Annotated in this window: 21 protein-coding genes and 2 tRNA genes; 9 read left to right on the forward strand and 14 right to left on the reverse strand. The window is 63.7% G+C overall.

Annotated features, from left to right (window positions below; genetic code table 11):
* Positions 1 to 299 precede the first annotated feature (299 nt).
* The 3 genes from GVL61_RS01885 to GVL61_RS01895 form a co-directional block, all read right to left on the reverse strand.
* Positions 300 to 1,847, reverse strand: a complete 1,548-nt coding sequence (locus GVL61_RS01885) for a PQQ-binding-like beta-propeller repeat protein (protein ID WP_159976331.1) — start codon at positions 1,845 to 1,847, stop codon at positions 300 to 302.
* Positions 1,848 to 2,210: 363 nt separating this feature from the next.
* On the reverse strand, positions 2,211 to 3,632 hold the full coding sequence (ahcY, locus tag GVL61_RS01890; RefSeq protein ID WP_159976334.1) for an adenosylhomocysteinase: 1,422 nt from the start codon (positions 3,630 to 3,632) through the stop codon (positions 2,211 to 2,213).
* A 168-nt stretch (positions 3,633 to 3,800) separates the two neighbouring features.
* Complete coding sequence (locus GVL61_RS01895) at positions 3,801 to 4,238, reverse strand: S-adenosyl-L-homocysteine hydrolase (RefSeq protein WP_159976337.1); 438 nt, start codon at positions 4,236 to 4,238, stop codon at positions 3,801 to 3,803.
* A gap of 447 nt (positions 4,239 to 4,685) precedes the next feature.
* On the opposite strand from GVL61_RS01895, the gene GVL61_RS01900 reads away from it, so the two are divergent.
* Positions 4,686 to 5,165, forward strand: coding sequence for a peroxiredoxin (locus GVL61_RS01900; protein WP_159976340.1), 480 nt, complete (start codon positions 4,686 to 4,688; stop codon positions 5,163 to 5,165).
* 190 nt (positions 5,166 to 5,355) lie between these two features.
* Positions 5,356 to 6,036, forward strand: a complete 681-nt coding sequence (locus GVL61_RS01905; RefSeq protein ID WP_159976343.1) for an SDR family NAD(P)-dependent oxidoreductase — start codon at positions 5,356 to 5,358, stop codon at positions 6,034 to 6,036.
* Between the two features lie 3 nt (positions 6,037 to 6,039).
* Here the strand turns inward: GVL61_RS01905 and GVL61_RS01910 are convergent, their stop codons facing one another.
* The 4 genes from GVL61_RS01910 to GVL61_RS01925 all read right to left on the reverse strand — a co-directional run bounded on the left by GVL61_RS01910 (position 6,040) and on the right by GVL61_RS01925 (position 10,257).
* Complete coding sequence (locus tag GVL61_RS01910; protein ID WP_235037496.1) at positions 6,040 to 7,440, reverse strand: hypothetical protein; 1,401 nt, start codon at positions 7,438 to 7,440, stop codon at positions 6,040 to 6,042.
* Positions 7,441 to 7,623: 183 nt separating this feature from the next.
* The gene (locus tag GVL61_RS01915; protein ID WP_200844791.1) at positions 7,624 to 8,103 is read right to left on the reverse strand and encodes a GFA family protein; all 480 of its coding nucleotides are present in this window, start codon (positions 8,101 to 8,103) and stop codon (positions 7,624 to 7,626) included.
* Between the two features lie 14 nt (positions 8,104 to 8,117).
* On the reverse strand, positions 8,118 to 8,738 hold the full coding sequence (folE, locus tag GVL61_RS01920; protein WP_159976349.1) for a GTP cyclohydrolase I FolE: 621 nt from the start codon (positions 8,736 to 8,738) through the stop codon (positions 8,118 to 8,120).
* Complete coding sequence (locus GVL61_RS01925; protein WP_159976643.1) at positions 8,707 to 10,257, reverse strand: phospholipase D-like domain-containing protein; 1,551 nt, start codon at positions 10,255 to 10,257, stop codon at positions 8,707 to 8,709. The genes folE and GVL61_RS01925 overlap by 32 nt, the downstream gene beginning before the upstream one ends.
* Before the next feature lie 271 nt (positions 10,258 to 10,528).
* Here GVL61_RS01925 and GVL61_RS01930 point away from each other — a divergent pair, with 271 nt between their 5' ends.
* The 3 genes from GVL61_RS01930 (at position 10,529) to GVL61_RS01940 (ending at position 13,500) form a co-directional block, all read left to right on the forward strand.
* Positions 10,529 to 11,059 (forward strand): nuclear transport factor 2 family protein, encoded by a 531-nt coding sequence (locus tag GVL61_RS01930; RefSeq protein WP_159976352.1) that lies wholly within the window; start codon positions 10,529 to 10,531, stop codon positions 11,057 to 11,059.
* 279 nt (positions 11,060 to 11,338) lie between these two features.
* Entirely contained in the window at positions 11,339 to 11,947 is a 609-nt protein-coding gene (locus GVL61_RS01935) for a hypothetical protein (protein WP_159976355.1), read from the forward strand.
* A 233-nt stretch (positions 11,948 to 12,180) separates the two neighbouring features.
* Positions 12,181 to 13,500: a chloride channel protein gene (locus tag GVL61_RS01940; protein WP_159976358.1), complete on the forward strand. Its 1,320-nt coding sequence runs from the start codon at positions 12,181 to 12,183 to the stop codon at positions 13,498 to 13,500.
* A 97-nt stretch (positions 13,501 to 13,597) separates the two neighbouring features.
* Here GVL61_RS01940 and GVL61_RS01945 read toward each other — a convergent pair.
* From GVL61_RS01945 to GVL61_RS01955, 3 genes are all read right to left on the reverse strand, one after another.
* Positions 13,598 to 13,674, reverse strand: a tRNA-Arg gene (locus GVL61_RS01945).
* A 53-nt stretch (positions 13,675 to 13,727) separates the two neighbouring features.
* Positions 13,728 to 13,804: transfer RNA gene (locus tag GVL61_RS01950), tRNA-Arg, on the reverse strand.
* A gap of 74 nt (positions 13,805 to 13,878) precedes the next feature.
* Positions 13,879 to 14,304, reverse strand: a complete 426-nt coding sequence (locus tag GVL61_RS01955; RefSeq protein WP_159976361.1) for a (deoxy)nucleoside triphosphate pyrophosphohydrolase — start codon at positions 14,302 to 14,304, stop codon at positions 13,879 to 13,881.
* Between the two features lie 98 nt (positions 14,305 to 14,402).
* Here GVL61_RS01955 and GVL61_RS01960 point away from each other — a divergent pair, with 98 nt between their 5' ends.
* A complete protein-coding gene (locus GVL61_RS01960; protein WP_159976645.1) occupies positions 14,403 to 14,591 on the forward strand; it encodes a Flp family type IVb pilin in 189 nt (62 codons plus the stop codon).
* A gap of 139 nt (positions 14,592 to 14,730) precedes the next feature.
* Complete coding sequence (locus GVL61_RS01965; RefSeq protein ID WP_043975365.1) at positions 14,731 to 14,904, forward strand: Flp family type IVb pilin; 174 nt, start codon at positions 14,731 to 14,733, stop codon at positions 14,902 to 14,904.
* Between the two features lie 105 nt (positions 14,905 to 15,009).
* On the opposite strand, the gene GVL61_RS01970 is transcribed toward GVL61_RS01965, so the two are convergent.
* The 4 genes from GVL61_RS01970 to GVL61_RS01985 all read right to left on the reverse strand — a co-directional run bounded on the left by GVL61_RS01970 (position 15,010) and on the right by GVL61_RS01985 (position 19,531).
* Positions 15,010 to 16,515 (reverse strand): M48 family metalloprotease, encoded by a 1,506-nt coding sequence (locus GVL61_RS01970; RefSeq protein WP_159976364.1) that lies wholly within the window; start codon positions 16,513 to 16,515, stop codon positions 15,010 to 15,012.
* A gap of 100 nt (positions 16,516 to 16,615) precedes the next feature.
* A complete protein-coding gene (locus GVL61_RS01975; RefSeq protein ID WP_255456501.1) occupies positions 16,616 to 17,503 on the reverse strand; it encodes a tyrosine recombinase in 888 nt (295 codons plus the stop codon).
* A gap of 4 nt (positions 17,504 to 17,507) precedes the next feature.
* The gene (locus tag GVL61_RS01980; protein WP_159976367.1) at positions 17,508 to 19,376 is read right to left on the reverse strand and encodes a hypothetical protein; all 1,869 of its coding nucleotides are present in this window, start codon (positions 19,374 to 19,376) and stop codon (positions 17,508 to 17,510) included.
* A complete protein-coding gene (locus GVL61_RS01985; protein ID WP_159976370.1) occupies positions 19,373 to 19,531 on the reverse strand; it encodes a hypothetical protein in 159 nt (52 codons plus the stop codon). Before GVL61_RS01985 ends, GVL61_RS01980 begins: the two co-directional genes overlap by 4 nt.
* Before the next feature lie 73 nt (positions 19,532 to 19,604).
* Here GVL61_RS01985 and GVL61_RS01990 point away from each other — a divergent pair, with 73 nt between their 5' ends.
* Complete coding sequence (locus tag GVL61_RS01990) at positions 19,605 to 20,192, forward strand: shikimate kinase (RefSeq protein ID WP_159976373.1); 588 nt, start codon at positions 19,605 to 19,607, stop codon at positions 20,190 to 20,192.
* Positions 20,183 to 21,295 carry a 3-dehydroquinate synthase gene (gene aroB / locus GVL61_RS01995; protein WP_159976376.1) on the forward strand — a complete coding sequence of 371 codons (1,113 nt, stop codon included), beginning with the start codon at positions 20,183 to 20,185 and terminating at the stop codon, positions 21,293 to 21,295. Before GVL61_RS01990 ends, aroB begins: the two co-directional genes overlap by 10 nt.
* Positions 21,296 to 21,440: the final 145 nt, after the last annotated feature.

Below are 21,440 nucleotides of genomic sequence, written 5' to 3' on the forward strand. Positions count from 1 at the left end.
GACGCGGGTATCGTAGCCCGTAGTCGCTTGCGAATATCCGGGTAGCGGCGCGCAGCCCGGCTCGGCCTGTATTTCAGAAACCTGCTGCTTGCCGAGCGCGGTGGCTTGCTACGGCATCGTCAAAGGGGAAACTGTTGCGCCAGATTGCTCCGGAAGCGCGAAAAGCGCCGGCCCGATACCCCGCCCCCTGCACTCGGCTGTGGCGGATGGGCTGCGCGGGTGCAACACGCCCTGTCACCCTGTTGGAGCGGGCGAGGCTGGCCGCCCGCTCCCATTCAGACAAGGGGCTGATTTGCCCTTTAGCGCAAGGAATAGGCTATGATCATGCCCGAACTCGGGGAACTCACAACCAGTTGTGCGTCAGGCGTGATCGCCAACAGACCGGGCGTTCTCGCGGACCAGGCCGTTGCATGGCTGGTGAGGTCGATCGCATAGACCCCAGCATCGGTGCTGACGAAGGCCAGTGTGTCGGTCACGACGATATTGCCGGTAAACTTCTCTCCTGCTGGCAAGGGCCAGGCCCATTTAACGGCGCCGGTCTCCTCGTCGATCGCGTCGAATTCCAACACTTGGTTGCTTGCGGCATAGACAACGCCTTTACCAACCGCCGGGATGACGGTGTAGCCGCTTGCCGTCCGCCAGCGATAGGCCCCTTTTGCAATATCGTAGCTGACCAGGGGGAAAGAAATCGAATATGTACCCTGTCCGTTGCCGGAATAGGCAACCACATGGTTGTCCGAACCAATCATCGGCGTGCCGCCGTAAGAATACCCATTCCATTGCCAGAATGGATCGTCGATGGACTTGACGATGGCGCCGGTCACCCTGTCGATCACATCGAGGTTGCCCGAATAATAATACAGATACCTGGCATCGACCGCCGGCGCTTCGCCGTCCCACGAGTTGCCACCCGATCCGCTAGTTTGCCATGTTTGAGTGCCCGCCTTGAAATTCCAGGCATAGACCTCGTTTCCGTAGTACCCAGAAGCGATGTAGGCGCTGTCATCATATACGGTTGGCTGGGCGAAGGTCGACCACTGTGCGGCAAATATCAAGTTACGCTTGAACTGTCCGCTCGCGGCGTCGAGCACCACCAGCGGATTATTACCTGACGATGTGAACATCGTGGAAAACAACACTTCGCCATCAGAGAGCGCAGGACCACTGGCATTGGAGACATTGCCGAGGCTGTAGTGCCACCTTTCAGCGCCCGAAGATGCGTCCAGAGCCACTGCAACGCTTGAACCGTCGGAGGCGATTCTGGTGGAGTAGATCGTTCCAGCCTTTGCCGCCACTTCCCGGAAGCCTTGCGTGGCCGAAGGCGCGTATTGCCAAACTTTCACGATCTTTGCCGGATCGAATGTCGCATGAACATAACCGTTATGCGACGGATTACGCTGACGGGTCGTCCAATCAGAGAATTTCACGTCAAGTGTATAGTCGAAGCTCTGGGTCGAACCAGGGTAGACCGTGGCGCACCCCGCTTCCTTGCAAAGTTTGAACGCGACAGTCGCCTTGTGAACCGCTGCGGAAAGGCCGCTGACGGTCTTGAAGTTCGCGGTGAACTTGTTTCCCGACTGCACAACGCTTCCATCAAGGGAAAGAAGCGCGGCGTCGAAACTGAGAACCGGAACTATGGCGTCGGTCGAACTGCCGGAATAGGTCGCATCAAGAGTAAAGGACGCAACGGAATTTTCCTCGGTCGCAGCCTGGCTTGAAGCAGACGGTGCCAGCGTGACAGCCAGTGTCGGCACGACGGGAACAGGGGCAACCGGCGTTGAATCATCTGATTCTCCACCGCAGCTACTCAAAACTACACAAGTAAAAACCGAGACGACCTTGCGCATTCCCAATTCTCCGCGCGACCCAATCGATCGCAAGTGGACAAAAGGGGCAAGCGGAGGCCCGGCCCCGCGTTGCATAACCTGAAAATCTGGACATTGCCCCCAATGCAATTACGCGCCTGCCAAAAAAATAATTCCAGTGCAAGAACTTAACTAAACAATCAGCATTCGCGCGAAGAGTTCCGGCTGCTCCATGCGCACGCAAACGAAGTCTTACGCGGGAGACCTATAGGGTCACGCCCCGCTTCGGTTAGTTGAACGGTGAGGTTTTGACAGCACGGCTTCAAAGGCAGCGAGCGCACTCTCCCACGAAAAAGGGGCGCATCCTTGCGAACGCGCCCCTCTGTCAATCAGATCGAAAACCGATCAGTAGCGGTAGTGGTCCGGCTTGAACGGGCCGGCCTCGGGCACGCCGATGTAGTCGGCCTGCTTCTTGGACAGCACGGTCAGCTTCACGCCCAGCTTTTCAAGGTGGAGCGCGGCGACCTTTTCGTCGAGGTGCTTGGGCAGCACGTAGACGCGGTTCTCGTACTCGGCGCTCTTGGTGAACAGTTCGATCTGGGCCAGCGTCTGGTTGGTGAAGCTGGCGGACATCACGAAGCTGGGGTGGCCGGTGGCGCAGCCCAGGTTCACCAGACGGCCCTTGGCGAGGATGATGATCTGCTTGCCGTCCGGGAACGTGACGAGATCGGTGCCCGGCTTCACTTCCTTCCACTCGTAGTTGTCGAGTGCCGAGATCTGGATCTCGCTGTCGAAGTGGCCGATGTTGGACACGATCGCCTTGTCCTTCATCGCGGCCATGTGTTCGCCGGTGATGACGGCTTCGTTGCCGGTGGCGGTCACGAAGATGTCGGCGCGCGTGACGGCGTCTTCCATCGTGACGACCTCGTAGCCTTCCATCGCCGCCTGCAGCGCGCAGATCGGATCGACTTCGGTGACGAGAACGCGGGCGCCGCCGTTACGCAGCGAAGCGGCCGAACCCTTGCCGACATCGCCGAAGCCGGCGACGCAGGCGACCTTGCCGGCCAGCATCACGTCGGTGGCGCGGCGGATCGCGTCGACCAGCGATTCACGGCAACCGTAGAGGTTGTCGAACTTCGACTTGGTGACGCTGTCGTTCACGTTGATCGCGGGGAACGGCAGCTTGCCTTCCTTGGCGAGGTGGTAAAGGCGGTGAACGCCGGTGGTGGTCTCTTCCGAAACGCCCATGATCGCCTTGACCGAAGCGGTCAGGTAGCCCGGACGCGCCTTGAGGAAAGCGTTCAGCGCGCGCACGAACTCGATTTCCTCGGCGTTCGAAGGCTCGAACAGGGTCTCGCCGGCTTCGACGCGTGCGCCCCAGAGCGCGAACATGGTGGCATCGCCGCCATCGTCGAGGATCAGGTTGGCGGTGAGATCGGGGTTCTCGTCGGTCGCCCAGTCGAAGATCTTGCCGACGTAGTCCCAGTAATCGGAAAGCGATTCACCCTTGATCGCGTAGACCGGGATGCCCGCAGCAGCGATGGCAGCAGCGGCGTGGTCCTGCGTCGAGAAGATGTTGCAGGTGGCCCAGCGCACTTCGGCGCCGAGCGCGACGAGCGTCTCGATCAGCACGGCGGTCTGGATCGTCATGTGCAGCGAACCGGTGATGCGCGCGCCCTTGAGCGGCTTGCTGTCGCCGAATTCGGCGCGCAGGGCCATCAGGCCCGGCATCTCGGTTTCGGCGATGTCGATTTCGGTGCGGCCGAAGTCGGCAAGCGACAGGTCGGCGATCACGTAGTCTTGAATGGCGGTCGAGGCAGTGGCCAAGGGAAAGCTCCTGGGGTTTGTCACGTCGGCGCCGCACAAGGGACGAACCCCGAGCGCAGCGCCGACAATGACGCTTCCCTATCGTTTCCACCCGCCGGTGGCAAATATAAAGATATCTTTATATGATTGCCGCAGCGCGTTCGTACAACGCTTCAACCCAGCCCGATCTCAGCGTCCCGCGAGTGCGAGCAGCGGGCGCGGCTGGCGTTCAAGAAGCTGACCGGCCACTTCCACCAGCGTCTCGTGCCCCTGCACGCTCGCCAGCCCCTGCGCCACCTGGTGCAGTTCGTGGCACGAGAGCCAAGGGTGCCCGGCGCCATATTCATTGGCCATGACGACGCTCATCTTGTCGAGCGCCTTGACCGCGCCCTCCTCGCCCGCCTCTACGGCGAGTTGAGCGCGCAGTTCACCGTTCGCTTCATTGAGTTCGGCCATGTGGCTGCTGGTGAAGCGGCCATAGTCCTCCATGAAATTATCCGCTGTGGTGCGGCAGCGAAGGCCGGTGACCATCAGCATGATGTCCATCCGGCGCAGCTTCTGCGCGTCGCCCGCCTCTGCATGGGCGGGTGTTGTCAGGCCTTGAGCCAGACCCAGGCCGCAAGCCATCGCCGCAGCCGCCGAAAACCACCTTTTACCCTTATGTTCAGAATTGCACATTTTGCCGTTGTCCCCGCAAGTTAATACCCGCGAGACAAAGATGACAACGATTGCATTTACCCAGATCTGAAAAGGCATACTGAACCGAAATTTACTATGCGGCCCAAAGGCTTTGGGGATAAATTTGCCACATACAGCGCCTTTCAGCGCTCACTAGTGACCGCTGCCATGGATTGTTCACGCGTCCTAACGGCCGGGAAAGCAAAGTTCTGAACACAACGTGCTCTGCACGCCTTCGCACCCGTCCTGCGAATCCCGACGCTTCACCCGAGTCGGAGCACAGATTGTCCACCGCGAAGCAACGACGTGAATTTCCCTTCGGCCAGGCGTTGCCGCAGCACCGTGCCGCCCTATATCTCCCGCGACGCTATTCCCCGTGAACGAAAGGACGAATTCATGACCATCGCCGTTGGAGACAAGCTGCCCGACATCAAGTTCATCAAGGTCGGCGAAGGCGGTCCCGAGCCGGTTCAGAGCGCGGACTTCTTCGCAGGCCGCAAGGTTGCGCTGTTCTCCGTCCCCGGCGCCTTCACGCCGACCTGCTCGGCCAAGCACCTCCCGGGCTTCGTCGACAAGGCGGCTGATCTCAAGGCCAAGGGCATCGACGAAATCGCCTGCACCGCCGTCAATGACGCTTTCGTGATGGGCGCCTGGGGCAAGGCCTCGGGCTCGTCGGACGTGACTATGCTGGCCGACGGCAATGCCGACTTCGCCAAGGCCGTGGACCTGGTCATGGACGGTTCGGGCTTCGGCATGGGCACGCGCGGCCAGCGCTTCTCGATGGTCGTCAACGACGGCGTCGTCGAGCAGATCAACGTCGAGGCTCCTGGCACGTTCGAGGTTTCTTCTGCCGACTATATGCTCGGCCAGCTCTGATCGTCAGGGCCGGTTGACTGCAAGAGGGCGGCCTTTCCTTCGGGAAGGGCCGCCCTTTTCGCATCTGGCGCAGCCATCGGGGGGGCGTTGGAAGGCCCTGCCCGGCTTGTCCGCCACTTGCACCCAAGTTAGCACTGCTGAACAGGTTCACAGGCCCCTGTCTTCACAGGCGCACTTCGGGAAACAGCATATGGCACGTTCGGTTATCGTCACCGGTGGTTTCGGCTTCCTCGGCCAGGCGGTGGCGCAAGCCTTCGCGAAAGACGGCGACAAGGTGGCGCGGATCGACTTCGCGCCCAAAGCGAAAAGCGCCCTTCCCGGCACGCTCGACATCGGCGGGGTCGACCTGACCGACGCGGCCTCCACTAGGGCTGCTCTGGACAAGGTCAAGGCGACGCATGGCGGCATCGACGTGCTGGTCAACGTCGCCGGAGGCTTCACCTGGGAGACGCTGGAAGGCGGCTCGATCGATGCATGGGCGCGGATGCAGTCGATGAACCTGCTGACTGCGGCCACGATCACCCAACTTGCTCTGCCCGCGCTCAAGGGTTCTGCGGCGGGACGCATCGTCAACATCGGCGCGGGCGCTGCGAACAAGGCGGGGGCCGGAATGGGCGCCTATGCGGCATCGAAATCGGGCGTCCACCGCCTGACCGAAGCGCTGGCCGAGGAACTGGCGGGCACCGCCGTCACCGTCAATGCGATCCTGCCCAGCACGATCGACACTCCGGTAAACCGGGCCGATATGCCCGATGCCGATTTCTCGACCTGGGTGCAGCCTGCTGCCATTGCCGATGTCATCGGCTTTCTCGCTTCGGACAATGCGCGCGCGATCAGCGGCGCGCTGATCCCGGTGACGCGCGGCGGCTGAGCCTCAGCGCCGCCGGGGTACGTAGACGACGATGCCGTCCTGCGCCCATATACGCCGCCACTCGCGGCTATGGGCCAGTTCCCCGGCAAGCGGGGCATTGTGCTTCTCGTCGAGGATGAAGGCGGCCGGTTGCCATTTGTGCACCACGTCTACCAGTGGGACGATGCCGTTCTCGATCCCTCCGTTGTACTGCCATTCCTTGCGCGAGTAGCGGTAATAGCGCCCGTCGTAGGCGACATGCCATGCCGGATAGCCGGCATCGATGATCGCTCCACCGAACGGGAAGTCGCCGTAGACCGTGCCCTGCACGCCTTCTTTGCGCAGCCGCTCCACGGCGGCCAACGGCAAGGTCGCAGCGAAGCGCGTGGGCGCCAGCAGCGGCGCGAACAAGGCGACGAGGAGGATCGGGACAACGACCATTGCTACGCCGATTCCTGTGCTGACACCGCCTTTGTCATCCGGCCTGGCGCCTGCGCGCGCGATCACCGGAACCATCGCCACCGCCCAGAACAGCACGAATCGATAGGCCGTCACCGTCATCAGCAGCAGGCCGATCGCCACCGCCAGTTCGCTTGCATCGATGCGCCTGCGATCGGCCATGACCAGCCGCGCCGCCAGCAAGACCGTCACCAGCACCGGCACCGCATTCGAGCGATTGCCCGAAATCCAAAGCGGCAGCCACTCGCTAGCGCCGATGGCGATGCTGGCTTCGGCATTGGTCGCGGAGGTCTGGATGATCGAAATGCCGTCAGGCGTCGCGAAGACCGCTGCCACGCCGATTACCGCCAGCGCGGTCGGCGCTACCGGCAAGCTGCGGCTGCGGCCAGTTAGCCAGGCGAGCCAGCCCGGCAAGGCCGCCAGCCCCATTGCGATGACGCCCACGCTGACCGACGGGTGCAGGTTCTGCCACGCCACCAGCAGTGGACCGCCCAGCGCGATCGTCAGCAGAGGGCGCAGTCCCAGCCGCTGCAAGGCCAGCAGCAGCCCGAAGCACAGGCATGCAAAGCTCTGCGGCCTGATGCTCGCGGTCGGCAGTGCGGCTATGAACGTCAGGACCAGCGCCAGCATGATCGCCGACATCGCTGCACCGCGCAGGCGGCAGGCGGCGGCCACCGCCCAGAACCCTCCGAGCCAGCACATCGCGTCCACCACGCGTAGCAGGTTCCAGCCGCCGACCCGCCGCGCCAGCGCCATCAACGCCTGCCCGGCCCAGGCCACTGACGGCAGTGGCTCATCCAGATGCAGCGCCGAGAAAGGCTCACGCGAGACCGGGCCAGCGCGGTCGAGGATCAGTTCCCCCAGCTTGAGTTGCCAGAAGATATCAACGTCCCACACGGTGCGCAGCAGCAGCGCCAGCAGCATGACGGCGGGGACCCACGCCAGCAGTATGCCTGCTGCGTTCACCTTTCTGCCCTGTGTGCTGTGAATGTGGTCGATCATCTGCCTGTACGCCCGCGAAAACATGCGTCTCTTGCCGCAGTCGCGAGCGCGTTCAAGCCCCCTTGTAGGACTATTCCAATTCTCTTGTCCGCCCCGTTCGGGGAGATCGCGGGAACAATCAGATCGCAGGTTCTCTCACGGCCGGCGTCACCTCTCCGCCCGCCATGCGGCGTAGCCGGCGATGAGTTCTGGATATTCGTCCAGCCGCGGAAAACGGTCGTAGCGGCGCTCCACCTGGGTATGAAGCCAAGGCAGTTTCTCGGCCGCCTGCATCTCCACATAGGGAGAGAAAGCGCGCGGATCGTCGAGCAGCGTTGCGCGCACGTTGATGAAACCCATCGCCGGATCGACCTTGGTAAAAACCCAGGACTTGCACCAGGGACAATGGTGGTGCTGCGCCTCATCGCCGTGAAGGCCGCCGATCTCGGGCTCTCCCGAAACCAGTTCGAACCCGGCTGTGGGGATGGAAATCGTCGTCGAGAACGCGCTTGCGGTCATCCGCTTGCAGCCCGAGCAGTGGCACAGGCTTTCGATCAGGGGCAGCGCAGTCAACTGGAAGCGCACCTGCCCGCAGCGGCAACCACCTTCCAGAACCTGCGCCTGTCCCATCACGTCCTCTTTGTCCAATCAGTATTATCCGATCAGTACCCCATCAGGCTGAGCACTTCCTTGCGGGAACGCTCATCCTCAAGGAATGTGCCCATCATCCGACTGGTGATCATGCCCACGCCCGGCGTGCGCACGCCCCGAGCGGTCATGCAGGCATGGTTGGCCTCGATCACCACCGCCACGCCCTGAGGCTTGAGGTGCTGCCAGATGCACTGCGCCACTTCGGCGGTCAGGCGTTCCTGGATCTGCAATCGGCGCGCAAAGCCGTGCAGCACGCGCGCAAGCTTGGAAATGCCCACCACATGGTTGCGCGGCAGATAGGCGATCGCCGCCTTGCCGATGATCGGCGCCATGTGATGTTCGCAGTGCGACTGGAACGGAATGTCCTTGAGCAGCACGACTTCGTCGTATCCGCCCACTTCCTCAAAGATGCGGCTCAGGTGGGCAGCCGGATCTTCCTGATATCCCTGGCAATATTCGAGCCAGGCCCGCGCCACGCGCTTGGGCGTATCGATCAGGCCCTCGCGCGTAGGGTCGTCGCCCGCCCACTCGATCAGCGTGCGGATGGCGTCCTGTACATGTCCGGGGACTGCGGGCTTTCCGGGCGACCCATCCTGCAGATCATCCTCGTCGTGACCGACCAGACTGCTCATCCCTCTTGTTCCTTTTCAATCTCTTCATCAGGCGCATACGCATCAGCCGTCCGTTGCGCCGGAACAACCCACGTCGCTCGATAGGCTCGAACATTTCGCCGGGGCGTTCCGGATCAAGCACCCCGCTCTTGCCGATTGCTCTTTCAGCTTCCGACAACTGTTTCAAGGGCAACGGTTCGAGATATTTGCCGGTACGCGGTGTCGCCCGATTGAGCGTGTCGACCATTGCCGCCATCGAACCGTGACGCTCGATCCCCGCCGCGACTTCGGCTTCGGCAATACCGCAATGCTCGGCCAGCAGGCGGATGCGCAATTTGGTGATCGTATCGCCCACATGCGCATTGGCCGGACGCGCGGCGTCGATGAAGACATCGCACTCGCTGTCCAGCCCCATCGAACGGTTGTTCATGTTGGCCGAACCCACGCGCAAAATCTCGTCGTCGACGATCGTCAGCTTGGCATGGACATAGATCGGCGTGCCGTCCGAGGCCGAAGGCGTGAAGATACGGAAACGGCCGGAATGATCTGCCTTCTGCAGCGTCTCGACCAGTTCGACGCGGGCCGTGTCCATCGCCTGCTGCTCCAGCCAGCCGTCGGCGGTGACCGGGTTGACGATGAAGAACTCGGGCGGCTCGTCCTCCAGCAACCGCTCGCAGATGGCCTCGGCAATGGCGCGCGAGGCGAAGTACTGCGTCTCTGCATAGATGAAGCGTCTGGCGCGGCGGATTTGCTCGACGAAGAGCTGCTCGATCTCGCTGATCTGCGGGCAGTCACCGTATTCGGCGCGGGTGCGGGCGATGCCGACTTCGACATTCTCGAATTCGGGACGCAGGCTGGCGGGCCACGGCGATTGCTGCTGCGGGCGGCAAGGAGCAAGCTCGTCCCCGCCGGCAACCTTCCAGCGCTCGCGGCCAAGCTCGCCCAGCGCGGCGGCCACTTCGCCTTCCAGCAGCATGGTGACGTCGTGCCAGGGACCATAGAGATGTCCGGTCGGTCGGCGGCGGCGCGGGTCCTTGGGAATATGATCGGGCGTGTCCCAGCGGTCCGAGGTCATGTCGATCCCGCCACAAGCCGCGACGACATCGTCGACCACGACGATCTTCTGGTGATGGCTGCAACCGACCGGGTGCGCGGAATCGAACTTGAAGTCGATGCGGGGATGCTTTGCCCAGCGTGCCAGGTCGAACAGCATGGTGCCGCGGAACATGTACTTCACCACCGCGAAGTTCCATTTCAGCAGCAGGATCTCCAGTTGCGGCTTGCGGTTCACCAGCCACAGCATGAAAGAACCGAGGCGCGCAGGGAATTTCCGTTGCCGGCCGCGCTGCCACCAGCGCCTGCCGGATGTCAAAAGTATCCGCGAATCGAAGTCCCAGCCGACCATGAAGATGCGCTGCTGCGCCTCATCCATCACCTCGCGGATCACTTCGAAATAGTCGGCCGCGTCGATGACGACATGCGCCCGCCGCGCCATGACATAGCGCCACACCGAGGGCGATACCCCCTCGGTGTGCTGCATCACGCGATCTTCCTCGCCGGAACCCGCCCGCGCAAGGTCCCCCTCCGTCGCAACCTGATTCATCGATAGCCTTGTTGGAACTTCCACCACGCGCGATCAAACGCCGAACCCCGCTAATGTTCCCTTTGGCACACAAAAGTTGGCGGTACACTGAAGGCTGAATTGCCTGCAGCGGCGATCTCGCATCGCGGCGATTGCCTGAGCTTGCCGCCCGGACAATCCTGCCGCGGAACGATAACCGGGAGCGGAGCCCAACAATGGCCACAAGGCGATGACGACAAGCCTGAGCCGGATCATCGGCGAACTGGCCGACCGCGAGGCTATCCGGGAGTGCCTCTACCGCTATGCGCGCGGGGTCGACCGGCTCGACGCCGACATGGTCCGCTCGGCCTACTGGCCGGACTGCCTGGACGAACACATGGGCTTCACCGGCAATGCCGAAGCCTTCATCGCATGGTCATTCCCGATCATGGGCGCCATGGACCAGACCATGCATCTCATCGGCAATGTGCTTGTCGAAGTGCGCGGCGACGAGGCCGATGCGGAATCGTGCTTTCACGGCATCCATCGGATCAATCTGCCGGACGGTTCGAAGTCGGATGTGATCGCCGCCGGGCGCTATCTCGACACCTTTCACAGACGCGGCGACGAATGGCGCATCGCGAAACGTTTCGTGGTGACAGACTGGTTCCGCCAGTATCCGGATTCTGCCGACTGGTCGCAGGGAATGCTCGGCATCATGGCCAAACCCGGTGGGCGATTCCCCGAGGATGAGAGCTACAAACGCATCAGAATTGGCTGAAAACCGCGAATTTTCCACAAGGTAGCGGCCGTTCATCGCGTCTACGGGGCGATTCGCCCCTTGTTTCGGCAACCGTTCACCCGGCAGCGCATTCGCCTCCCTATAGTCTTCCACCACCCCATCCGCCGACCCGCGATATTTGTCGCGGCGGCGGGCCCGGCCATGTCGGAGGGGTCCGTGTCCGGGTCTTCATCGTTGTCCCGGACCGCCTTTCACGCCCCTGACAGGGGGTCTGTCCCGGGGCCGCCCTCCCACGGCCCCGTCAAGAAGGAGTACGCCATGAAGAAAACCATCATTGCCGCCGCGATTGCCGCTGCCAGCCTCGTTCCCGCGGCTGCAATGGCACAGGCAGCCCCGGCAGCAGCAGCAGCCTCGGCCACGCCGAAGGTTGGTGCCAAGGTCTTCGACGCAGAGGGCGGCGAAGTGGGCACCGTAGAAGCAATCCAGGGCGACGTCGTGACGGTCTCCACCGGCACCGCACGCGCCGGCCTGCCCACCAGCGCCTTCGTCGCCCGCGAAAAGGGTCTGACGATCGGCATGAACAAGGCGCAGCTCGAAGCCGCCGTGAACGGCGCCAAGGCTGAGAACACGGCCGCCAAGGATGCTGCCATCGTCGCCGATGCGCCGATCAAGAGCAGCGACGGCGTCGTCATCGGCACCGTCTCCAAGGTCGAAGGTGACAACGTCACCGTCGCGCTGAGCAACGGTTCGGCTGCCGCGCTCAAGAAGTCGTACATCGGCCTTGGCACCGACGGTTCGCTTGCGCTCGGCATGACCGCGGCAGACTTCGCCAAGGCGACCCAGGCAGCCGGTTCGGCCCAGGCCAGCACCGATGCTGGCGCAGCCGCAAGCGGCGCCGCTGCCGCCACCGACAGCGCCGGCCAGTAAACCAGGCCTGCTTCCCATCGCGCTTGCGAGTGCGGTGAAATGGGGCCGGGACGCGACGTAAAGTCGCCTCCCGGCCCTTTTTTAGTAGTGCGTGCAGCACTGCCGCCATTTGGCAAAGTCACGCGCGAACCGGGAATTCGCCTTGCAACACCCGGTATTGCTGCCCCAATGGGTGCGCAAGCCCTTCCAAAGACGCGCGCGGCCGCGTCGCCTGAACAGCGAGCGAACCCATCTTGACCCTTCCGGAACGCGCCCGAGCCTTCTTCCTCGCCGTCCCCGGCATCGACGGATCGCTTGATCTTGCGCGTCGCCGTGCGGCGACAGGCATAGGTGCGGTCCTGCTGGGCCTCATCGCCATCCTTTTCGCCTGGGCGGGCGACAGTGCGCAGAAAATCTTCCTCCAGTTCGTCCACGTCCATCCTTACGCCCCGCTGGTGCTCACCCCTCTAGTCTTCGGCGCGGTGGTGCTGATCACCCAGCGCTGGACGCCTGCCGCACGTGGGTCGGGCATTCCGCAGGTCATGGCGGCAGGACAGGACCTCGATCTTGCACGTACGCCTATGCTCTCGATGCGCACGGCCATCGCCAAGCTGCTGCTGACGGTGACGATGCTGCTGGGCGGCGGTTCAGTCGGCCGCGAAGGGCCTACGGTGCAGGTCAGCGCGGCTGTCATGGTCGCGTTACACCGGGTATTTCGCGTCCCCGTCACGTCGGGCGTACTCATCGCGGGCGGCGCGGCCGGTGTCGCTGCAGCCTTCAACACCCCGCTGGCGGGCGTGGCCTTCGCGATCGAGGAACTTGCCGCCGCATTCGAGCAGCGGGTTGCAGTGCTGGTCATGGCCGCCGTCGTCGTTTCGGGCCTCGTCAGCCTCAGCATCGCAGGCGATTACGTGTACTTCGGCGCGATGCACCAGACCCTGGTGATCGGCTCGGTCGTAGTCGTAGCGCCGATCGCAGGCATCTTCGGCGGCGTTCTGGGCGGCATGTTTTCGCGCACCCTGCTCGGCTTCGCCCGCAGCGCCCACCCGTGGTTCCTCGCGGTCCGCAGCCGCCCGGTCACAGCCGCCGTCGTATGCGGACTGATCGTCGCGGTCGTCGGTATCCTGAGCGGCGGTTCGACCTGGGGCACCGGCTACGAAACCACCCGCGCCATGATCGAAGGACAGGACGGCGCCTCCGCCTGGTTCGGCCCTGCAAAGTTCCTCGCCACCGCCGCCACGGCCGTTTCAGGGGCACCTGGAGGCATTTTCGCCCCCTCGCTTTCCGTCGGCGCCGGATTCGGGCAGCTGCTGTCCTATGTCTTCCCCGACGATCCCATGCCCGCAGTAGTGTTGCTGGGCATGACCGGATACTTCGTGGGCGTGACGCGCGCGCCGCTCACTGCCGTGATTATCCTGATGGAAACGACCGCAAGCCGGGGCATGATCGTGCCACTGTTCCTCACTGCGATCATCGCCGACGCCGTCAGCACGCTGGTTTGCCGGGAAAAGCTGTATCACGGCCTGTCGCGCGGTTTCACCGCAAAGCCGCCTGCCCCGGCATCGACGGCCTGAGGCGCAAGGCTGCCTCAAACGGGAGGCCGCGAGACGGCTATCTGAACCCGGTGCTGAAATGAAAAACCCCGCCAGTGGCGGGGTTTCTTTGTAATGGTGGTGCACCCAGAGCGATTCGAACGCCCGACCCTCAGATTCGTAGTCTGATGCTCTATCCAGCTGAGCTATGGGTGCACAGTACCATTTTTCCAACACACAAAATGTACCGCAAACCCCAGAAGGGAAAGTGGTGCACCCAGAGCGATTCGAACGCCCGACCCTCAGATTCGTAGTCTGATGCTCTATCCAGCTGAGCTATGGGTGCGTTGGAGGTGGCCCTTTAGGAAGGGAATCGGATGCGGTCAACGCCTATATCGCACCTTCCGTCAGGAAAATGCGTTAGCCGGCGGAAAGGTAGCGCTTCAGCGCCTCGGCAAGCGGATAATCTAGAGGCGGCATCGACAGCGCAGCGATCGCCCCCGGCGCCAGCCACGCCAGCTCGGCCGCCTCCAGGGCGCTCGGCACGCCCTGCCACGTGCGGCACGCATAAAGGAGTATGACCAGCGGGCGTGACGGCCCTTTGCCGCCTTGCTTCACCGGCACCGTATGCCCGCTGGCAAAGCTTACCGCCTCCAGCGCGGGGATGTTCAGCGTAATGCCCAGTTCCTCGGACAGTTCGCGGACAGCCGCCTGCTCAGGCGTTTCGCCCGGATCGACCTTGCCGCCGGGAAATTCCCATAAGCCGCCATGCACGGCCCCGAAATCGCGCTGCTGCATAAGTACGGTGCCATCGCCTGCCGTAAGCGCCACGGCGACCACCAGCATCGGTGTCGGAAAATCTTGCAGTCGAACCTCCAGCCTTAAAGGCAATTTAACGCACCGGTGCGATGCCGGCGTCCACTAGCGGGAATTATACGGTGAACATGCTGCTGCTGCGCATCCTATCAACGATCACGAAAAGCGAACGCGGCACATCCTCGGTCGAATACGGGCTGATCCTCGCATTCATCGTCCTCATCGTCCTCATCGCCATCCAGGCAACGGCCACCCAGACCGTGCAGTTGTGGACAGACGTTGCAGCGAAGTCCGCGGCAGCACAGGCGCAAAATTGAACTCACCGCAAACACAGAACAATCTAGCTTAAACCTTTGTCAATCATTGCACTGTAAATAACAAGCTGTCCAAGGCGCAGAAGAGAGACTGAAGCGAGGCGGACCGGGTACACTAGACTGCTTTATCAGGAGACAATTCATGAAGTTTCTCGCCAAGCTGCGCCGTAACGAAAAGGGCGCCACTGCAATTGAGTACGGCCTGATCGCCGCTCTTATCGCAGTTGCCGCTATCGCCGCCATGCAGGGCATGGGTTCGCAGCTGATGTCGACCTTCAACAAGACTTCGTCGAAGATGTCTGAAGGCATCAAGTAATAGCCGATTACTGGCGATTACATGAATTCGAGGGCGGCAGGGAAACCTGCCGCCCTTTTCGTTTGCCTGCCACACATTCATTGAACGCCGGAAAACCGCGCCTGCTCAGTAGGTAACGAGCTTCACCTTCTGGCCCGGCGTCAGTTTCGAATCCGCCTGAAGCCCGTTCAGCACCAGAAAACGGTCCGCCCGCGCGTCGGAATAAGCCATTTTCGCCGCCAAAGACTGCACGGTGTCGCCTGCCTTTACAGTAACCACATCGAGCAAACGGGGCTTCACACTGCCGGCATCAGCGGCGGAAATGCGCCGCAGCGAGCGGAACATCGGGGTAAAGACGTCTGCCCCTCCCTGCTGCGCCAGCGCCACGAAGTGATAGGCCCGCCCGTTTCCGAAGTCGTAGGCGAAGACCACCACGTCGACCGTGCCGCTCGAAGACTGTACCCGCGCCGTCCCGTAGGCAGCCGGAATGCCGTTCACCGTCGTCTTCTCGATGGCGGTGGGCGTAATTCGCGCCTGATTCGATTCGGTTAGCCCGGCGAAGACCGTGCCGATGTACGAATCGAGAGTCCCGCTGAGCTTCCCGCCGGAAAATTGCGCCTTGCCCGAAGTTCCGGTGATCGACACCGAACTGGTGCCGTTGACCATGAAGAAGCCATCGGGCGCATCGAAGGCGAAACGCAGCACCGGATGCGTGTACTTGCGGCCGTCGACCACACCCTGCTTGGGATCGTCGCCATAGACCAGACCGTCGATTCGGGTGAGGAACGCATCGCGATTCGTCGTGCCCGTCGCCGAATTGCCGGCATACGTCATCGCCGTGCGCACGCGTGACGCGGGATCGGGGTGGGTGGAGGCCCATTCCGGGGTCTCGCTTGTTCCGCCGCGCAGCTGCGCTTCCAGGGCATTCTGCCGCGCCAGGCTTTCCAGCACTGTCGCCATGGACCGTGGATCGTAGCCCGCGCGCTTCAGGTAGGTAATGCCCAGCTGGTCCGCCTGCAGTTCCTGCGAGCGCGAGAACTTGAGCGTCAGCAGCTGTGAGCCTTGCGAAAAGACCTTCTGGCCAAGCTGCCCGAAGGCATTGTCGCCCAGCACCGCCCCTGCAAGCACGGAGCCGAGAAGGCCGATGATCTGGTTGCGCTGCGCCGCTTTCTGCCGCTGCGCCGAATGACGCGCGGCAACGTGGCCGACCTCATGCCCCAGCACGCCGGCGAGTTCCGCCTCGTTGTTCATCAGCGCGGTCAGCTGGCGCGTCACGTAGACATACCCGCCGGGAATGGCGAAAGCGTTGTTCACCGGCGAATTGAGCAGCGTCACCGTGAAGTCGCCGGCCGTGTTCGACAGTCCCGACTGCAGCGCGATCTTCTTGCCGACCTGCTCGACATAGCTGGCCTGCGTACCCGTGACCGCTCCGCCAAACTCGGCCAGCAGTTCCGGGTGGGCCTTGGCGCCCTGCGCCTTGTCGGTAGCACTGATGGCATAAACTTTGGCTGCCTTGGCAGCCTGCGCATCCAGCGGTGCCGGTCCCGTCAGCGTAACCAGCAGGCCCAACGCGCCCAGCGCCGTAGCCCCGCGCAGCACTGTTTTCGAGGCTCGTTTCGAATTGATGGCCATGTCGCTTCCCTTCCCTGCACGAAACGTCGCCGTTTCGCGTTGGCTCTCAAGTATTCTTCCCATGTCGAGGAACGAGGCGACAGATGCCTTGTTCCGCCCCCTACCGCGCCGTGCCGCCCGCCAGCGGATGGCGCGAATTGACCAACGCGACCAATCGCGCGCTGTCGACATGGGTGTAGATCTGGGTCGTCGCGATATCCGCGTGGCCCAGCAGCATCTGCAACACGCGAAGATCCGCCCCGCCTTCCAGCAGGTGCGTGGCGAAGGCATGACGCAGCACGTGCGGCGAAACACGCTCGGGATCGATCCCGGACCGCGCCGCCAGTGCCCGCAGCAATTGGAACAGCCGCACCCGGGTCAGGTGACCGCTCGCCCCGCTCGACGGGAACAGGTACCGCGAGGTGCCCTTGCGCACCAAAAGCCAGCGCGACAAAACGGCCCGCGCGCGGGTGCTCACCGGCACCATGCGCTGCTGCCCGCCCTTGCCGGTGACGTAGAGGAAAGGCGCATCGCGCGGCACCGCAGTCAGCGGCAGCGACACCAGCTCCGTCGCACGCAGACCCGAACCATAGAGCATTTCGAGCAGCGCCAGCAGCCGCACGGCATCGGGGCGTTCACTGACCGCATCCTCGTCGGCGGTGGCGAGGAAACGCTCCACCTCCTCATGGCTGAGCAGGCGCGGCAGAGGCCGGCGGGTCCGCGGGCGCGGCAAAGCGGGCGATGGATCGTCGGCGCGCAGACCTTCGTCGATCAGGAAACCGTAGAACTGGCGCAAAGCCGAACAGCGCCGCGCAAGACTGGAGGCTGCAAGCTGACTCCACGCCGAACCGAGCCGTTCCAGCTCGTCAGGCTGCGCCGCCGCGACATCGCCAAGCACTTCGCGCGCCGCTTCCAGATCGCGGCGATAGGCGGCCAGAGTGTTCGCCGCCGCGCCGCGCTCGGCGGCCAGCATGGCAAGAAAGCGTTCGGGGAGATCCTCTCCCGTCACTCGTTCAGACCCGCGCCACCGCTTCGGCAGCGATCATCCGGGCTTCGGCATCGAGACCGACTTCGCGCAGGGCCGAGACGATGTGGAACAGGAAGCGCGGCGTCATGCGCTGCCAGTCGTCGCCCTGCATGCCGAATCCGGCGAGCAGTACCACGCTGGCGGCATCGCCGCGCCGCGCCGCACTGTCGATCGCCTGGGTCCAGCGGGTGGTTCCGCCGATGCTGGCACCGGTTTCGCCCGAAACACGCTCCGCCTCCCCGCCGTCTATCCGGCCGAGGCCCGCGAGCCCCGCAACGAGGAAGGCCGACCGGCGCTTGTTCACGCTGTCATCGTCGTCGACATAAGTGCTGACCGTACCCGAATCGACCGTCGGTCCACGCCCTGGCGCTGCCAGGACCAGCATCCCCCAGCCGCGCGAACCGGCATTGACCACATTGGCCCAGCGCAGTGCATTGGCATCGTAACCCGCCGCCAGCATCGAGGCGATCAGCGATGGCGCGCTGTCAGCCAGCGCCGCGCTGGGCGCCATGCGCGCAGCGGCAGCGGCCGTCAGCACTTCGCGCGAATACTTCAGCGGCCCGCTGACGTTCCACAGCGCCTGCATCGCTGCAAGGCGCGCAGCCGGGTCTTCCTGAGTATAGGCATCACGCAGGGATTCGGCCCGGTCCTGCCATTCGCCGGTCACGTCCGGATCGGCGTATATCTGCGAATAGAGGTCGACCATCGCCGCATTCGACAGCACGCCCGCCGCCGCAGCGCGGTCCGCCGCCGCGGCACGGCGGGCAAGGCCCACCATTGGCGCCAGTGCGGTGACATAGTCATAGGACGGCCCCGCGCTCGCCATCAGCGTAGCAGGCGGCTCCAGCCCGACACCGATCGCAAGGCCATAGCGCCAGGACGTCAGACCGGTAACCTTGTCCCACTCGATCGTCACTGCTCGGCGAGACTTGCCGGCGGCGCCCGCGTATTTCTGCGCGAGCAGCATGTCGATCTGGTCCATCGTCCCGCGATTGCGGTCACGCTCCAGCCGCGAGATCGAGGCAGTGCTGTTGCCCCGGAAAGCATCGCAGATGGTGCGGGTGACGCCCCAGGCGGGGTCTTCGCGCAGCGAACCCTGCGTCGCCATGACAGGGCACATGCCGGTGAAGTCGGCGTTTTTCGAATAGACGTCGAGCACTACCGCGCCGATAGCCGGGTTGTAGTCTGCGATATCCATGTCCTGCAGGACGGCACGCGCGGCATCGGTTTCGCCCATGCGCAGCAGCAGCGAGACGCGCAGCGCCAGGAAATCCTGCGCGCTCATCCCGCGCGGCGGCTGCAGACGCGAAGCCAGTGCGCGGCGCAGCAGGATGTGTCCCCAGCGCGAAACGAGCGCACCGCGGTTACCCGAAAGCGCGACCTGGATGAGGCGGCCGTTCTGGATTGCCAGCGAATCGAGAGCCAAGCCGCCCTCGTCCTCGCCCAGCAAGCCGGCCTCGTTGACCGAACGGCGCGCCTGCGGCGGCATGTCGATCACGATCTTGCTGCCAAGCAGCGCCTCGAAATCCTCCGGCGACATGCGCGCCAGTTCGTCGAGCGTGGGCACGCGCGTCAGCGTCCCCTGATCCGGGGCCGGCTCCAGCGCCGTGGTTTGCGGCGTACCGGTGGGGACTGCCTGCACCACCGGCGTCGAGACCGCACGCGGTGCCGACGACGGCGCGCTGCCGGGCACCACCGGGCGCGGCGCTGCAGGGCGCGGCGCGGCGGTTCGCGAAGCTGTCGGCGCCGGCTCGTCGAACATCTTGGGAAGCAGCGATTCGGGCGCGTCCTGCGCCGCGACCCAGACCGAGGTCAGCGCCAGCGCGGCGCCTGCGAGAAGGTAGACCGCCCTCATTTCGCAAGCTCCGGCAGGGGAACGGAAATAGTCTGGTCCGCCACGGGCTGGACGCCCGCATCCCTCCATGCGGCAACGCCCAGGGCAACCACGGCGAGCGGAACGGCGATGGCGATTGCTCCTGCAAGCCTGCGCCTGCGCTTCATGATCGTCACTCGTCTTCCTTCATCATGCCCGATCTTAACCGTGCTTGCGCTGCGACCTAGCGCAACTATAGGCGGTCGGGCAATGGACGTTCAACAGACCCGGTTTTCCGCGCAGGAAATTGCGGCGCTCGCCCGCCGTATCGACCGCCCGATCGTGCTGGTAGGCATGATGGGCGTCGGCAAGTCGAGCGTGGGCAAACGGCTCGCCACCCTGATCGACTGCCCCTTCGTCGATGCCGACGACGAGATCGAGCGTTCGGCGCAGATGACGATCCCCGAAATCTTCGACACTTACGGCGAAGACTATTTCCGCGACGGCGAGCGCCGGGTGATCACCCGCCTCGTCACCGAGCGCGCGAATGCGGGCAAGCCGCGAATCGTGATCGCCACCGGCGGCGGTGCCTTCTGCAATGCCGAAACCCGCGCGCTGATCCTCGACAAGGCGATCACCATCTGGCTCGACAGCGAAGTCGATACCCTGGTCGAGCGTACCGCGCGCAAGGAAAACCGCCCGCTGCTGCGCGACGGTGATCCTCGTGAAATCCTCGGCCGCCTGCGCGATGAACGCGCGCCGCATTACGCCCAGGCACCTATTCACGTGACGAGTGGCAGCGGGCCGCACGTCCAGACGATCAACAAGGTTCTCCAGGGAATTTCGCAATGGCTGTGATCCCCGTCGATATCGCATCGCGCCCTTACGAAGTGCGCGTGGCCGCTGGCCTGCTGGCCGAACTTGTGCCCAATTGCCGGGGCAGACTGCGCAAGCGCGGCGTACCGATCATCACCGATTCCAACGTCCACGCCGCCTGGGGCGCTGTGGTCGAGGCATCCTTGCGCGATAATGGCCACGAACCGCACTGGCGCATCCTGCCCCCCGGCGAAAAGACCAAGTCGTGGGAAGAACTGGCCGCCACGGTGAACTGGCTGCTGGCCCTTGAAGTGGAGCGCGGCGACCATATCATCGCGCTGGGCGGCGGCGTCATCGGCGACCTCACCGGTTTTTGCGCCTCCGTGCTGAAGCGCGGCTGCCACTTCATCCAGGTGCCGACGACCTTGCTTGCGCAGGTCGATTCGAGCGTCGGCGGCAAGACCGCTATCAATACTCCTGCCGGCAAGAACCTCGTCGGAGCCTTCCATCAGCCTTCGCTGGTGCTGGCCGACCTTTCGGTGCTGGATACCCTGCCGACGCGCGAACTGCTCGCGGGCTATGCCGAAGTAGTGAAGTACGGCCTGATCGACGATGCCGATTTCTTCGGCTGGTGCGATGCCAATGCCGCAAAGATGATCGCTGGTGACGGCGCCCTTCGCGAATATGCGGTTGCCCATTCGGTGGCGTCCAAGGCTCGCATCGTCGCCGAGGACGAGTTCGAGACGACGGGCCGCCGCGCCCTGCTCAACCTCGGCCACACGTTCGGCCACGCGCTGGAAGCCGAAACCGGTTTCTCTTCGCGCCTGCTGCACGGCGAGGGCGTGGCGCTGGGCATGGTTCTGGCCGCACGCTACTCCGCCCGTCGCGAACTGATGCCGCACGCCACGGCAGAGCACGTCGCCCGGCATATTGCCGAAATAGGCCTCCCCGCAAGCCTTCCCGCCCTCGGCATGGACTGCGACGGCGCCGGCCTGGTGCGGCACATGCTGCACGACAAGAAGATGGACGCCGGCACCCTGCCCTTCCTGCTGCTCAAGGGCATCGGCCAGACCTATCTCGACAAGCAAGTCTCGCTGGACGACGTCGCCGCTTTCCTCGACGAGGAACTGGCGCGCCCGGCCTGAACCGCAGCAAAGCGGCGCGCCGTTGCCTGAGGGCGACGGGTGCCCTCAGTGCGGGAACGCCATTCGGCCCATGCCCGTTCCTTGTATGGGTTCCTCGATTCTGTCGCGTTACAGCACGGCCGGGGGGCCGTTACGCTCCGCGTGA

It is taken from the genome of Novosphingobium sp. 18050 (assembly GCF_902706195.1).
In the GTDB taxonomy this organism is placed as follows: domain Bacteria; phylum Pseudomonadota; class Alphaproteobacteria; order Sphingomonadales; family Sphingomonadaceae; genus Novosphingobium.